9 protein-coding genes and 4 pseudogenes are annotated in these 14,623 nt (G+C 67.3%); 9 read left to right on the top strand and 4 right to left on the bottom strand.

What is annotated here, in order from left to right:
* The first annotated feature begins 5 nt into the window (after positions 1–5).
* The 3 genes and pseudogenes from OUO20_RS09270 to OUO20_RS09260 all read left to right on the top strand — a co-directional run bounded on the left by OUO20_RS09270 (position 6) and on the right by OUO20_RS09260 (position 4,399).
* Entirely contained in the window at positions 6–437 is a 432-nt protein-coding gene (locus OUO20_RS09270) for a DUF2550 domain-containing protein (protein WP_018768399.1), read from the top strand.
* 5 nt (positions 438–442) lie between these two features.
* Complete coding sequence (locus tag OUO20_RS09265; RefSeq protein ID WP_134163849.1) at positions 443–1,771, top strand: alpha/beta hydrolase; 1,329 nt, start codon at positions 443–445, stop codon at positions 1,769–1,771.
* Positions 1,753–4,399 (top strand): annotated as a pseudogene (locus tag OUO20_RS09260) (phosphatidylglycerol lysyltransferase domain-containing protein). The gene OUO20_RS09265 and the pseudogene OUO20_RS09260 overlap by 19 nt, the downstream one beginning before the upstream one ends.
* Before the next feature lie 93 nt (positions 4,400–4,492).
* Here the strand turns inward: OUO20_RS09260 and OUO20_RS09255 are convergent.
* Both OUO20_RS09255 and nucS read right to left on the bottom strand, forming a co-directional pair.
* The gene (locus tag OUO20_RS09255; RefSeq protein ID WP_011692441.1) at positions 4,493–4,696 is read right to left on the bottom strand and encodes a cold-shock protein; all 204 of its coding nucleotides are present in this window, start codon (positions 4,694–4,696) and stop codon (positions 4,493–4,495) included.
* Between the two features lie 306 nt (positions 4,697–5,002).
* Positions 5,003–5,698: an endonuclease NucS gene (gene nucS, locus OUO20_RS09250; RefSeq protein ID WP_134163850.1), complete on the bottom strand. Its 696-nt coding sequence runs from the start codon at positions 5,696–5,698 to the stop codon at positions 5,003–5,005.
* 119 nt (positions 5,699–5,817) lie between these two features.
* Here nucS and OUO20_RS09245 point away from each other — a divergent pair, with 119 nt between their 5' ends.
* On the top strand, positions 5,818–6,171 hold the full coding sequence (locus OUO20_RS09245; protein WP_026265638.1) for a hypothetical protein: 354 nt from the start codon (positions 5,818–5,820) through the stop codon (positions 6,169–6,171).
* A 29-nt stretch (positions 6,172–6,200) separates the two neighbouring features.
* Positions 6,201–6,997: pseudogene (locus OUO20_RS09240) on the top strand (alpha/beta hydrolase).
* 37 nt (positions 6,998–7,034) lie between these two features.
* Here OUO20_RS09240 and OUO20_RS09235 read toward each other — a convergent pair.
* A pseudogene (locus OUO20_RS09235) lies at positions 7,035–8,353 on the bottom strand (AI-2E family transporter).
* A gap of 234 nt (positions 8,354–8,587) precedes the next feature.
* Between OUO20_RS09235 and OUO20_RS09230 the strand changes: the two are divergent.
* The 4 genes and pseudogenes from OUO20_RS09230 (at position 8,588) to OUO20_RS09215 (ending at position 12,700) form a co-directional block, all read left to right on the top strand.
* Complete coding sequence (locus tag OUO20_RS09230; protein WP_268003412.1) at positions 8,588–10,261, top strand: hypothetical protein; 1,674 nt, start codon at positions 8,588–8,590, stop codon at positions 10,259–10,261.
* Between the two features lie 51 nt (positions 10,262–10,312).
* On the top strand, positions 10,313–11,305 hold the full coding sequence (locus OUO20_RS09225; RefSeq protein ID WP_134163851.1) for a tetratricopeptide repeat protein: 993 nt from the start codon (positions 10,313–10,315) through the stop codon (positions 11,303–11,305).
* A pseudogene (locus tag OUO20_RS09220) lies at positions 11,305–12,401 on the top strand (NADH:flavin oxidoreductase/NADH oxidase). Before OUO20_RS09225 ends, OUO20_RS09220 begins: the two are co-directional and overlap by 1 nt.
* A 14-nt stretch (positions 12,402–12,415) precedes the next feature.
* Positions 12,416–12,700 (top strand): DUF3253 domain-containing protein, encoded by a 285-nt coding sequence (locus OUO20_RS09215; RefSeq protein WP_018768389.1) that lies wholly within the window; start codon positions 12,416–12,418, stop codon positions 12,698–12,700.
* A gap of 14 nt (positions 12,701–12,714) precedes the next feature.
* Here the strand turns inward: OUO20_RS09215 and OUO20_RS09210 are convergent, their stop codons facing one another.
* A complete protein-coding gene (locus OUO20_RS09210; RefSeq protein ID WP_026265635.1) occupies positions 12,715–14,589 on the bottom strand; it encodes a Na+/H+ antiporter in 1,875 nt (624 codons plus the stop codon).
* Positions 14,590–14,623: the final 34 nt, after the last annotated feature.

The following is a 14,623-nucleotide window of genomic DNA, read 5'->3' as shown; positions in this document are numbered from 1 at the left end:
CCTTGATGGACGCACCGGGTATTCCGTTCATCGCACTGGCAATCGCCTTCGGATTGCTGATCATTGCACTGTGCCTTTCGGGGGTGCGCCGCTTCAACCTGCGGCGTGCCCTCGGCACGGTGGACGCCTCCATTTGCGTTGCTGGAAACAGCTGGCAGATGGGGGTTTGTCGTTATCAGGACAACGACCTTGAATGGTTCAGGCTCATCTCCTTGAGCGTGCGTCCCAAATACACGTTCAAGCGCAGTTCGCTGGAGCTGCTGGGCCGCCGGAAACCCACGGAGGCGGAAGCCGTCAAGGTCCAACCGGACGTGGTGATCGTTGAGCTCCGGTATGAGGGGCAGGACCTGCACCTTGCCATGAAGTTCGACGCATATACGGGTCTTTCATCCTGGCTTGAGGCAGGTCCGGTGATAGGCGTGGGGACCTGGCGCTAGCCGACGTGGATTGGCTTTCAGACATCCGGCTCACGGACGGTCCACTGTATGGGACCGTCCTGGTATTGGGAATGGGCGGCGCCGCCTATCTCCTGGTGCCACCTTGGCGCGCCTCCATGACGCCGGGGCACCGCGCCCGGGCGTGGGCGGTCCGCATCCTCACCGCCGCGGCAGCCGCCTTTGCGCTGGTGGGTACGGTGCACTGGGCGCTCATCAACATCTTCTCCACCTTCCCCGAGGACCTGCCGGACCCCGTCCTGCTGTGGATTGTGCCCGGTGTTGCGGCTCTTCTCCTGGGCCTGCTCCGGCTGCCCCGGAGCAGCTGGGGCGGACGCGGGGGAGGGATCCTCGCCGCACTGCTGGTGGTGCTGCTCTCGGCGATCCAAGTCAACGCGTACTTTGGCCTCAACAGGACCGTGAGCGATCTGCTGGGTACGGCCCTGGCCCGGATACCGGCCCTTGAACAGGACCTTATGCGCCGTCCGGGCGCGTCCGACGGCGTACCCCTCCAGGGGTGGAAGCCGGAAGGGGAGCTGCCGGACGGGGGCGTCCTGCGGAAGTCCGCGATCCCTGGAACGCAGTCCGGGATGAACACGCGTGAGGCCTACATCTACCTTCCGCCGGCCTACTTTGCGGCGAACCGGCCCGCATTGCCGGTACTGGTTCTGGTGGCCGGACAGCCGGGCGGGCCGGCGGACTGGCTCACCGGCGGCGCAATCCGCGGTCACATGGATTCCTTTGCCGCGGCACACGGCGGAGTGTCCCCGGTGGTGGTCATTCCGGATCCCAACGGGTCGCAGTCCGCCAACACCATGTGCATGGACAGCCGCATTGCCAACGCGGACACCTATCTCTCACAGGATGTACCTCAGTGGATCAGTTCCACCCTGGCGGTGGATACCAACCACAGCCACTGGGCTGTGGGTGGCTTCTCCTTCGGCGGCACGTGCGCCGTGCAGATGGGAACCCGGCATCCCGACGTCTACGCCGACGTGCTCGCCTTCTCCAGCGAGGCCGAACCTGCCATTGCCAAGGAGCGGCAGAAGACCATAGACGCAGCATTTCCCGGAAACCCAGATGAATTCACCAAGCAGACTCCACTGGAGATCATGAAACACCAACGGTTTGAGTCCAGCGGCATGTACCTCACTGCAGGCCAGAACGATCCCGAGTTCGTGGGCAACCTCCACACGCTGGCGGCTGCGGCAGAGGCCGCCGGCTTCACTGTGCAGGCACACGAGGTGGAGCACACGGGCCACTCCTGGGATACGTCCTCCAAGCGGTTCGCGGATGCGCTGCAGTTCCTTGGCAGCCAGTGGGGGCTGCAGTGGTGAGTACCAGGAAACCGGAACGCACGGCCGCCCTGATGTGGGCCGCCGTCGGACGTCCGGCAGTCCAGCAGGCGCTGCTCACGCTGAAATCCATGCCCTTCACCCTGGGCGTGCTGGTTGCCTTCCTTGCGGCCGCTGCCCTGACCGGAAGCTTCCTTGACGGGCCGCCGGAGCAGCTCCTGGGCCTAGCCTCGGTCAGCGGCCCCGGCCTGCGCAGCGGGCAGTGGTGGACGCTGTTCACCAGCGCCTTCTTCGCCACCAACCCGCTCGCCTACCTCGCCGCGTCGCTGATGATCGTGCTGCTGCTGGGCCTGGCGGAGCGCAAGCTTGGCCGGCGGGCCGCCGTCGGACTGTTCTTTGGCGGGCAATTCGCGGCCGTCACGGTGTTCCTCCTGGTAACCCAGCTGGCCGTGTATGTGGGCGACGGCTGGCTGGACCGGATGGTGGATGACAGGCTCATCGGTCCGTATGCCCCGGTGCTTATTGCCGGGCTTGCGGCCAGTGCCCGGATCACGCTGCTGTGGCAGCGCCGGCTCCGCACCGTGGTGCTGTCCATTTCCCTGCTGCTGGTCCTGTACGTGGGGCACGCCGAAACCGTCATTGGCCTCATCGGCGCCCTCCTTGGCCTCCTTGCAGGCTGGTGGATCCAGGGGGACCAGGGGCGGCTTCACCGTCACCGGTCAACGGGCCGGGAAACCAGGAACCTCCTGGCCCTGACCGTTGCCGTGTTCGCGGTGGGTCCCATCCTGACCGGAATCACGCGTGCGCCAACCGGCCCGCTGGCTTTGCTCCGGGACGTCGTCCTGAGCCCGATGCCCACGCTGAACCAACTGATCTTCAACTGCGGCGCCACCGTTGACGCCACTTGCCTGGAAACGGGCAGGGCAGGGTTTGCCGGCCCGTTCGGCCTGGCGCTGGCCGTGGTGCCGGTCCTCCTGCTGCTGATCTGCGCGGACGGCATGCGCCGGGGCCGCCGGCTGGCCCTGAACATCGCGCTGGCCATCCAGTTGGCTGTCACCGCCCTCGCCGCGGTCTACCTGGCACTGTTCGCCCTTGTTCCCTCACGCCTGCAGGGCACGCATGCAACGCCGCTGTCCTCGGCCTTCGCACATGTGCTGCCGCTCGTGGTGGTTCCGCTGCTGCTGGCAGTGGTCCTGTGGCTGAACCGGCGGCAGTTCCGCGTGCAGACGCGTCCGGGCGCCCGGCGGACGCTCGCCGCGGTGGTCTGCGGAACCTGGCTGGTGCTGGCCAGCTCATATACCGTGGCCTGGTTCTGGTCCGGCGGACTGTCCCGTGACGGCGGCTTGCTGGGCCTTTTCGCCGAGTTGGCCCGGCAGTACGTCCCGGTGCCCATTCCGCAGAATTTCCGCCGGGTCTTCCCGGAACGCGACAGCGCCGAAGCACTGCTGTTCGCCTACTCGGGACCGGTGTTCTGGCTCGTGGCCCTGGCGGCGGTGTTGTGGGTGCTGGTGGGCCGGCACCACGGCCTCCACTTCGGACGGCAGGACCGCAGCCGCGCCCGGGAACTGCTCCACCAGGGCGGCGGACCCTTGTCCTGGATGGCACTGTGGGAGCCCAACACGTACTGGTTCAGCCCGGACGGCGCAGGCGGCATGGCCTTCCAGCAGCATGGGACCGTGGCCCTGACCCTGGGCGGTGCATTCGGTGACCGCAAGGCCGAGCAGCGGGTCACCGAAGGCTTCCTGGACTACTGCCGCAGCCAGGCCCTGATACCGGCGCTGTATTCCTGCGACGACACCATGTGGCCGGTACTGAGGGAACGCGGCTTCTCCCGCGTGGCCGTGGCCCAGGAGACCCGGCTGGCGCTGAACGAGCTTGAGTTCAAAGGCAAGGAATGGCAGAACGTCAGGACCGCCCTGAACCGCGCCGCGAAGCTGGGCGTCCATGCCGTCTGGGGCTCCTACCATTCGCTGCCCGCAACGCTCCGGCTAAGGCTGAACGAAGTGTCCGAGGAATGGGCGGCCGGCAAGTCCGTTCCGGAAATGGGCTTCACGCTGGGGGAGTGGACGAGCTCGACGACGAGGAGGTCCTGTGCTGCCTGGCCGTGGACGGCCACGGCGTGGTCCACGGCGTGACCAGCTGGCTGCCCGTGTACGACGGCGGGCGGCTGGTAAGCAGGACCCTGGATGTCATGCGCCGCGGCAGTGAAGGATTTCCGGGGGTGATGGAATTCCTGATTGCCTCCGCCGTACTGGAGTTGCGGGATTCCGTGGACGTGATCTCCCTGTCGGGTTCGCCGCTGGCCAGCCGTCCCGATGCCCAGCCGGAGCGGGGAACAGGAACAGGCGCGGAGGGAACAGGCGCCGGGGGAACGGGCGCCGGGGGCCCGGCGGGGGCGAGGACGCAGGGCAACAGGAGGGCGCCCCCGATGAGGGCGCGCAGAACCTGGTCAGGATCCTGGACCTGGTGGGCCACGCGCTTGAGCCGGTCTACGGCTTCCGCTCCCTGGCGGCCTTCAAGTCCCGGTTCAAGCCGGAGTACCGGGCGCTTTACCTGTACTACCAGGATCCGTTGCACCTGCCCGCCATCGGCAGGGCGCTGACCCGCGCCTACCTCCCCGGTCTTTCCCTGGCGCAGGGCGCCCGGCTGGTGCGCAAGCTGGTGACCTGAGGCGGCAGCAACGCCGGCATAAAAAATGGTCCCCGGCAATCCTGCCGGGGACCATTTGATTCGCTGACAGCCGCGGGAAGCGGCCGGGCGGTACTAGACCAACGTTACGCCGGTAGCCTGGGGACCCTTGGCACCCTGGCCGATTTCGAACTGAACGCGCTGGTTCTCGTCGAGGGTTTTGAAGCCGCCGGTCTGGATTTCCGAGTAGTGAACGAAGACATCGCCATCGGAGTCATCCGGGGTGATGAAGCCGAAGCCCTTTTCAGCGTTGAACCACTTGACGGTTCCCTGTGCCATTTATTTCTCCTCATTGTGGAACTTTTAAGACCGGCACACCTCGTGCCGACCTTGGTCACTCCGCGAGAAGAATCCTGATTGCCTTTCCCCGATGGGAGATCCGGCGCTGCAGGAGCTTCGCGCTCGCAACATGTCTTGCGAGCATGAAAAACACCTACACAAAGACTGAGATAAGAATTTCATGCCCGTTCCCGCAGGTCAACGGGCCGGAGGACAAAAAGGACAAAATTTAGGTAAAAAACAGATGTCGCTGAAGCCTGCACCGAATGCCGGACAATTAAGTGCCTAAAGCAACAAAGGCAAAAACTAGAAGAGGCGGGATTCGCTGTCGTCCACTCCGCGCATGGCGTCGTAGTCCAGCGTTATGCAGTCGATCCCGCGGTCGTTTGCCAGCACCTTGGCCTGCGGCTTGATCTGCTGGGCAGCAAAGATTCCCCGGACCGGTGCCAGCAAAGGGTCGCGGTTGAGCAGCTCCAGGTACCGGGTCAGTTGCTCCACGCCGTCAATGTCGCCCCGGCGCTTGAGCTCAATCGCCACGGTGGCGCCGTCCGCGTCGCGCGCCAGGATGTCCACGGGCCCAATGGCGGTGAAGTACTCGCGCCTGATGAGGGAGTAGCCCCGTCCAAGCGTCTCGATCTGCTCGGCGAGCAGCCGCTGCAGGTCAGCCTCCACCCCGTCCTTGATCAGTCCGGGATCCACGCCCAGGTCGTGGGAGGACTCGCTGATCTTCTCGTGGATATTGATGATGAGCCGGTCATCGGTCTTGGCCGACTGCACCGTCCACTGCTCCACCACGCCAAGTTCGAGGTCCACTTCGTCGGGGGAAGAAACCCGCAGCGTGGCAGGCGGGCTCATCCAGTTCAGCGGCTTGTAGGAACCGCCGTCGGAATGGACCAGCACGGAGCCGTCCGCCTTGACCAGCAGGAGCCGGGTGGCGAGGGGGAGATGGGCTTTGAGCCGGCCAACGTAATCAACGGAGCAATGGGCTATGACAAGTCGCACGCCGTACAGACTATCGCGTGGGCTCCGCAGGCCATGTCCGACGGCGGGGCGCCGGGTGCATCGGAAGCGGCGGCAAGGAGCGGGACAGGGGAGTGGGCGGCCTGGGGCAGAATGGATACATGCCGCGTTCCAACCGTCCCCGCCGTCCTGTTTCCGGCAAGGGTTCCGCTTCCGGCAGGGGCGCAGGAGGAAAGAGGAGCGGGGACATTCCCGAACTGGACCTGGAACGGGCACGGGCCGGTATCGCCCGCCGCGAGAGCGCCCCGGACGGCGAGTGGATGGTACGGACCATGACCGCCAGGAATGCTGAGAAGACCTACATCTGCCCGGAATGCTCCACCGCCGTGCTGCCCGGCGTCGCACACCTGGTGGTCTGGAAGGACGACCACCTCTTTGGTGCCGCCGCCGGGCTGGCCGAGCGGCGGCACTGGCACACCAACTGCTGGATGACGCGCAGCTACCGGTACCGCTGACGCCGCCCGCTGTCGCTAAGCTGGCAGTCATGACTTTTGATCCGGCGTCGTACCACTTCACCCAGGCCGGGGGCCCTGTCCCCATCCGTGCCTCCACCGTCCTGCCCGCCCGTCGAGAGAACATCGAGCTGCAGACGGAGGACGGCCACACGCTGGTGGGCGAGCTGGCACTGCCGGAATCCGGCCCCGTCAAGGCAACGCTGATCACGCTCCACCCGCTGCCGACGCACGGTGGCTTCATGGATTCCCATGTGTACCGCAAGGCCTCCTACCGGCTGCCGGCGCTGGCGGGCATCGCGGTGCTGCGCTTCAATACCCGGGGTACGGCCTCCCCCGGGGTGCCAGCAGCGGCGCGTTCGAGGAAGGGATAGGGGAGCGGCACGACGTCGAGGCAGCCGTGCGCTTCGCCGTTGAGCGGGGCCTGCCCAACCGCTGGCTGGTGGGCTGGTCGTTCGGGACCGAACTTGCGCTGATGTACGGCGCCGTGGAGCCGGTGGCCCCACAGATCGAGGGGGCGGTGCTGCTGTCGCCTCCGCTGCACCGCGCCACGGACAAGCACCTGCAGCTGTGGGCCGAATCCGGCAAGCCCCTCACCGTCCTGGTGCCGGAGCACGACGACTTCCTCCAGCCTGCCGAGGCAACCGCAAGGTTCAGCCTGGTGCCGCAGGCCCGCGTAGTGGGCGTGGCCGGGGCCAAGCATCTGTGGGTGGGGGAGAAGTACGCCGCACGGGTACTGAACGACATCGTGGCGCTTGTCAGTCCAGATGCCGCCGCAGCACCGCTGCCGCAGGAATGGGAAGGGCCGGCGGCGACGGCCGGCGCCTAAGCGGCCCCGCAGGGAACGACGTGCGGGGGCCAGCGGGTCAGTGCTGGTCCTGCCGGACGATATAGATTTCCCGGAGCAGCAGCAGGACCGCTGCGGCAGTGGGGATGGCGATCAGCGCACCGAGCACGCCCAGCAGGCTTCCGCCGGCAATCACGGAGATCACCGCCACGGCACCGGGCACGGCAACTGCCTTCTGCATGATGCGCGGCGAGATGAAGTAGGCCTCGAACTGCAGGTACGCGAAATAGCAGATGGCGTAGATGGCGGCCGCCTGCCAGCCCTGGGTGAGGGATACAAGGATCACCACAATGCCTGCGATCATGCCGCCCACCAGCGGGATGAAAGCGAGCAGGACCACCACGAACGCCAGCAGCAGGGCAAAGGGGATGCCCACGATGGACATCACCACGAAGGCGAAAGTGGCGTTGAGGAGGGCCACGCATGCCTGGCCGATGACGTAGTTTCCCACTGACCGGGTGATCTCCTCGGAGAGGGCGGCCACCCGTTTGCGGCGGGAGCGGGGGCCAGCCTGTAGCCCCACTTCTTCATCGCCGGCAGCGCTGCCAGGAAGTACAGGCTCAGCACCAGGACAATGAGGGTGCCGAAGAGCCCGTTGGCCACGGTGGATCCGAATCCCACCACGCCGCCGAAAATGCCGCCCATGGCCGCCGGGTCATTGACGAACTTGTCCAGTTCCTCGGTGATGCGGTCCCGCACGCCGAACTGGTCATCGAGGCTGCGGAAGAAGTCCGAGTCCATGAAGCTGCGCACCCAGTCCGGCGCCTGCCGCACGATCTCCGACACCTGTTCAACAATGGTGGGGATAAGAGTGGCGAAAAACCCGACGACGGCGCCCATGAGGACAGCCACGGAGACAAGGATGCCGGCGGGCCGGGGGATCTTCCTGTTTTCGAGCCAGCCCACCACGGGTTCAAGTCCCAGGGCGATGAACAGCGCCGCCACGATCCACAGCAGCAGCTGCGTGGTGTGGGAACCGATCCAGTAGACCAGCAGCGCCAGTCCCACGCCCACTGTCCCCATGAAGCCCATGTACAGGGGATGCTGGGGGGACATGCGCGGCCCGGGGTGGCCGAACTGGGGTTCCTCGTCACCGCCGTGGTCCGTCTGGGGAACCTGCCCGGTGTATTCCGGGGGCATTTCGAACCGAAGCCTGGGCTGTGCTCCGGGCAAGGGCTGGCGGAGCCTGCGGACCACCTGGCCGAGTGCAGCCGCTGCCGTGCCCCTGCGGTGGGCTGCCGCTGCCATTCCCAGGGGAGGCACCGTCGCAGGGACAGGGCCCCTGGAATCCCCGGGATTTCCAGTTGCCGCCGAGGATGGGTCCGTCTTGTCAGTCACTGGTTTTGGGGGCCTGTTCCGTGCGTGGCTCCGTGTGCGCGGGCCAATGTGATGATCATCGCAAACACTATCAGCAGGCTTGTCACCGGGAGCCGAAGCCACCGCCCGGAGGTCTTCGGAAGAGGGGCCGGAACGGGCAAAAAGGGGCTCCTGGTAACAAAAAGGTTACTATTGAAGGCAAACCCCCGCTGATGATAGGTGTTTCCCTTGCGTTTAAAGACTGCAGCCGCACTTGTGCTGCTCGGCCTCCTGACACTTTTGGCCGGCATCGGCCAGAGAACCATCTGGGCTCCATCCGAGACGTTCACAGCGTCCGTGCCGGCGGATGCCGCCGGCGCGCCGTTGACGGTCATCGACCAGAAGCTGCGCACCCTGCATGACGGAACCGTCAAGATCACCGTCCAGGGCGACGGCAACTTCATGCTGGCCACGGGACGGCCCGATGACGTGAGCGCCTGGGTGGGCCAGACGGCCCACAACACCATCACCGGCGTCACCGAAGACGAAAAGTCACTCGTGGTTGAGCACGCCGACGGCGAAGGGACCGCCCCCAACCCGGCCGGTTCCGACCTCTGGGTTTCCAATGAGAATGCCAGCGGCGAGCTTGAATACACCTGGACCCCGCCCGCCGACGGTGACTGGAGCCTGCTCCTCGCTTCCGACGGCACCAAGGCCGCCCCGGCTTCTGTCTCCATGACCTTCCCCAACGACACGTCCACCCCCTGGGCGGTCCCGCTGATGGTCCTGGGCAGCCTGCTGATCGTGGGCGGAATTGTCCTGGGACTGCTTTCAGCCCGCCGGAAGGACGGCGAGGGCGGTGACAGCGGCTACGCCCGCCGCGCCCGTGCACGGAACGCCGAAACGCAGGGCCAGGCCCCGTCGTCGTCCTCCTCTTCCAAGGCCACCATGGTGGCGGCCGGCGTGGTTGCCGCCCTGCTGGCCGGATCCGCCACTGCTGCCCAGGCCGCCAGTCCAAGCCCGCTGCCGTCCGGCAGCGCCTCATCCACGGCGAAGCAAGCCGCGGGATCGCCGGTCCTGCTGGACGCCCAGTTCCGCCGGATCCTGGAGCAGGTCTCCAGCGCCACCGACGCCGGCGACGCCGCCAAGGATGCGGCCAAGTTGGCGGACCGCGTGGGTGGACCGGAACTGGAAGTCCGTACCCAGAACTACAAGATCCGCTCCCAGGTGGGCACTTACGAGCCGCGCATGCCCGTACGTTCCACCAAGCTGCTGACCACCGTCGTTACCAGCGATCGTGAGTGGCCCCGCTCGGTGCTGGCCGTGACCCAGGGCGAAGGCAACGTCGTTCCGCAGATCCTGACCCTGGTCCAGCAGTCGCCGCGCGAGAACTACAAGCTCATGGAAACCACGCCGCTGCAGCCGGGCACCACCTTCCCGAACATCAGCCGCGGCGGTACCGAGACGCTTTCCGCAGCGGACAAGAGCGGGCTGCTCTACAGCGGCGAGGAAGCAATGTCCGGCCTGGCCGACAGGCTCACGTCGGCGGACTCGCCGTTCAAGGACAAGCTGGTCGAGGGCCAGTCCTCGCCGTATATCGCCGATACCCTGTCCTACCAGGCTGAGGTGGCGAAGGCAGGCGAAAACGGCAACTTCTCCTTCACTCACAAGGTGGTCCCCGAAAGCACCGTGGTGTTCCGCACCTCGGACGGCGGGGCCCTGGTCCTGGGCCGGATCAACTTTGGCTTCGAGGGCACCCCCAAGGCGGCCGGTGACAAGCTGAGCATCGGCGACGATGCGGCAGCCCTGGCCGGCGGCAAGGAAACCACCACCGGCATGGTGCTGAGCTTCGCGGAATCCATGGCGGTCTATGTGCCGCCGGCAGGATCCACGGACCCGATGAAGCTCGTCGCCGCAACCCGCGGCCTGGTCGGAGCCACCTTCAAGTAGGGCCTGGCTGTATTACCACCGGCAGCGGCCGGAGTGGCTAGAGTGGGAAACATGAGTTCGCCAGCTTCCCGCCCAGTCCCTCCTGCCGCTGCCAACCCGGTTAACCTGCGCGGCGCCGTCGACCTTTCCTCGCTGAAGCGCCCGGCCGCCCCGTCCGGGCCTGCCGCCCCGTCCGGCCCTGCAACAGCGCCCCGGGGCGACCAGCCGGACGCACCCGCCGGCGGCCCCGAACTCAAGGTCAACGTCACCGAGGCAAACTTCCAGCAGCTGGTGGAACTGTCCGCCCAGGTCCCCGTGGTGTTCGCCCTGTGGGCCCCGTACTCGCCCGAATCCGGCAGGATGCTCGAGACCCTTGAGCGCGTGGTTGCCTCGTACGGTGGACGCCTGGTCCTTGGCGCAGCAGACATCGAGGCCTTCCCGCAGCTGGCCCAGGCCTTCCAGGTGCAGGCCGTTCCCACCGCCGTCGCCGTCTTGAAGGGGCAGCCGGTGCCGCTCTTCCAGGGCAGCGCGGAAGAAGAGCAGGTGCGCAGCCTCTTCGACGAACTCCTCAAGGTGGCTGCAGCGAACGGGGTCACCGGAAGCCTTGGCGGGGAAGCGGGCGGGGAACAGGAGCCCGCGCCGCTGCCGCCGCTGCACCAGGCCGCCTTTGACGCCATTGAGGCCGGCGACTACGCCGCCGCAGCTGCGGCCTACCGCCAGGCGCTCAAGGAGATGCCGGCCGACCATGAGGCCAAGGCCGGCCTGGCGCAGGTGGAACTGATGGACCGGCTGCAGTCGTTGTCGGCCCAGGACAGCGAGGCGCTGCGTGCGCAGGCCGCGGATGAGCCGGACAACCTGGCGGCACAGCTCGGCGTGGCGGACCTCGACGTGGCCGGCGGCCACGTCGAGGATGCACTGAACCGGCTGGTGGCGTTCATCGGCAGGAACTTCGGCCCGGAGCGGGAGACCGCACGGGTACGGCTGCTGGAGCTGTTCGACATCGTGGGCGCGGGTGATGAGCGGGTAGCAAAGTCGCGGCAGGCGCTTGCCCGGGTGCTGTTCTAGTGCCGGCCCTGTTCCAGCCGCTGACGCTGCGGTCCATGGAGCTGCAGCACCGTGGCTGGGTATCGCCCATGTGCCAGTACAGCTGCGATCCCGACGACGCCCCGGGCGTTCCGAACGACTGGCACCTGGTGCACCTTGGCGGGTTTGCCACGGGCGGCGCCGCGATGATCCTCACGGAGGCCGCGGCAGTAAACGCCGCCGGCCGGATCAGTCCCCGCGACGCCGGCCTCTACAACGACGACCAGGCGGCGGCCTGGCAGCGGATTATCTCCTTTGTCCACCGGCACGGTACCGCCGGCACCAGGATCGGCGTGCAGCTGGCCCACGCCGGCCGCAAGGCGTCAACGTACTGGCCGTTTTCGGGCAAGCACGGGAGCGTTCCGGCGTCCGACGGCGGCTGGGACACCGTGGGCCCGTCCACCACCGCATTCGAGGGCTATGCGGCGCCTGCCGCCATGACCGTGGAACAGATCCACGGCGTCATTGCCGATTTTGCCGCTGCCGCCGTGCGTGCGGTGGACGCCGGCTTTGACACGATGGAGATCCACGGGGCGCACGGCTACCTCCTGCACCAGTTCCAGAGCCCGCTGATCAACCAGCGTGACGACGACTGGGGCGGGGACGAAACCGGTCGGAACCGGCTCATGCTGGCCGTGGTGGACGCCGTCCGCGCTGTCATTCCCGATTCCATGCCCCTGCTGCTCCGGATCTCTGCCACAGACTGGGCGCCGGGCGGCGTGGACCAGGCGGCGTCGGTGCGGCTGGCCCGCGAGGCGGCCGCCCGCGGCGTGGACCTGGTGGATGTCTCCAGCGGCGGGGCCGTGGCGCACCAGCAGATCAAGCCGGGCCTGGGCTATCAAACCGGATTCTCCGCAGCCATCCGCGAGGAGGCAGGAGTCGCCACCGGCACGGTGGGGCTGGTGACCACGCCCGGGCAGGCGGAGCACGCCGTTGCCACCGGCCAGGCCGACGGCGTCTTCATTGCGCGCGCGGCGCTGCGCGACCCCACTGGTGGCTGCGGGCCGCCTTCGAACTGGGTTACGACATTGCCTGGCCGCCCCAGTACGAGCGGGCCATCCCGCGGCGTGCCTTCTGACCGTGGCGTCCGGCATGGCGCATCCTGGCGGAACGGGGCCGCAAACCAAGGTTGACCGGCAGCTGGAAGCGAAGATCCTGGAACTGTTGGCATCCCGTGCGGACACGGCCACCATCTGCCCCTCTGATGCTGCCAGGGCCGTGGGCGGAGATGACTGGCGCCGGCTCATGGAACCCGCCCGGGCCGCCGCACGCCGCCTGGTGGACGCAGGGCAGGTCCACATCACCCAAGGCGGTTCCGTCGTTGATCCGGGTACGGCCAGGGGTCCGATCAGGATCCGGAAAGTGCCCCCGAACTAAGTACCCGGCCTGCTTCAGCCGAGCAGGTCATCCACGTAGCACCAGCGCCAGTCCTCACCGGGTTCAATGCTGCGCATGACCGGGTGGCCGGCTTCCTTGAAATGGCGGCTGGCGTGCCGTCCCGCCGAGGAATCGCAGCAGCCAATGTTTCCGCAGGCCAGGCACATTCGCAGGTGTACCGGTGTGGTCCCTTCCCGTTCGCACCCGGCACAGGTGGGGTTCGCCGGAACCGGCGACGGCATGGCGGCGGTCAGGTGGTCGCACACGCCGCCCGGCTGGGCAAGTCCTTCGCCGCCGCCCTCTGTGGCGGCGTCGGGTTCGTTGAGGGAGGCATCAAGCATGGACTCCTCCACATCCAGCCGTTCCAGGACCTCACTGAGGACTTCATGCGCGAAGTCCCCGCCACGCCGAAGCTCCAGCACCTTGTCCCGCTCAGCCTCCAGCATGGCCATCCGCAATTGGGCGTAACGCTGGCTGGGGGTGGCCGACTCCGCGGCCGGCCTGCCCAGGCGCTCCCAGGCCGCGAGTCCCCGCTCCTGGGTCCGGCGCCGGAGCATATCCATGACCTCGGGCGGGTCGTTCTCGCGCCGCAGCTGCTCCAGCCGCTCCATTCCCGCCGCGGTGGCCAGCTGCATCAGCGCGGCCTGGTTCAGCGCGTCCTCGCGCCTGTCCGGTCCCGGCAGCCCCAGGACCCGGACCAGGGCCGGCAGCGTGAATCCCTGCAGCACCAGGGTGCCTGCCACCACCACCATGGCCGCCAGGACCAGTACGTTGCGGTGCTCCAGGTCGTCCGGCAGCGTCAGGACGGCGGCAAGGGTAACCACGCCGCGCATGCCTGCCCAGGACACAATGGCCGGGAACTGCCAGGGCGGCGCGGGGTCTTTCCGCTGCACGGAAGGGATCAGCCGGGGCAGGTACGTGGCCGGAAAAACCCAGACGGGCCGCAGCACCAGCACCGCCAGCAGGATCACGGCACAGCCAAGCCACACCCGGCCGGCACCCAGCGAATCGTCCTGGACGCTGTCGATGATGCTCCGCACCTGCAGGCCGATCAGGAGGAACACGGCGTTCTCCAGCAGGAACTGGACGGTGTCCCAGTTGCTCCGGGCGCTTTGCCGCGCGGCGCCGTTGGGCATGGACGGCGCCTTGGTGCCCATCACCAGGCCGGTTACGACGACGGCGAGCACCCCGGACGCGTGGATCGCCTCGGCGGGGAGGAACGCAACGAAGGGTGCCATCAGAGATGTTGAGGTGTTGATGGCAACGTTGCTGATCCGCTTCCTGACTTCGGTGAGGAGGTACGCTGCGGCCAGTCCCACCGCCAGGCCGCCGCCGGCCGCCACCACAAATCCACCCGCCACATCCAGGGCGGAGACGGAGCCCGCGATGGCCGCCACCGCAGCACGCAGGCACACCAGTGCCGTGGCGTCGTTGACCAGTGACTCGCCTTCCAGGATGTTCACGATCCGGCGGGGCATCCCCACCTTCCGTGCAATGGCCGTAGCCGCCACCGCGTCAGGCGGCGCCACCACCGCGCCAAGCGCAATGGCTGCGGCCAGCGGGATTTCCGGGAACAGCCACCACACCACCAACCCGACTCCCACGGTGCCGAAGATGACGTAGCCAACGGACAGCAATCCGATGGAGCGGCGGTTGCTCTTGAAGTCGAACAGCGACGTGCGGAACGCGGCCGCGTACAGCAGCGGCGGCAGCAGGCCGACCAACACCAGTTCGGGGTTCAGCTCGACGGGCGGAATGAATGGCAGGAACGATCCCGCCACCCCGGCCAGGACCAGCAGCAGCGGAACCGGGATATTGAACCTGCGGCCCACGGCGCTGCCGGCGCACACCACAGCAACGATCACCAGCAGGCCCAACGCAATACCCATGGGGCTAGTTTCGCACCCCCGAAGCCCCGGTCCG

This window comes from Arthrobacter sp. FX8, assembly GCF_026723805.1.
Classification (GTDB): domain Bacteria; phylum Actinomycetota; class Actinomycetes; order Actinomycetales; family Micrococcaceae; genus Arthrobacter.
This window is presented reverse-complemented; position numbering and strand designations above follow the sequence as displayed.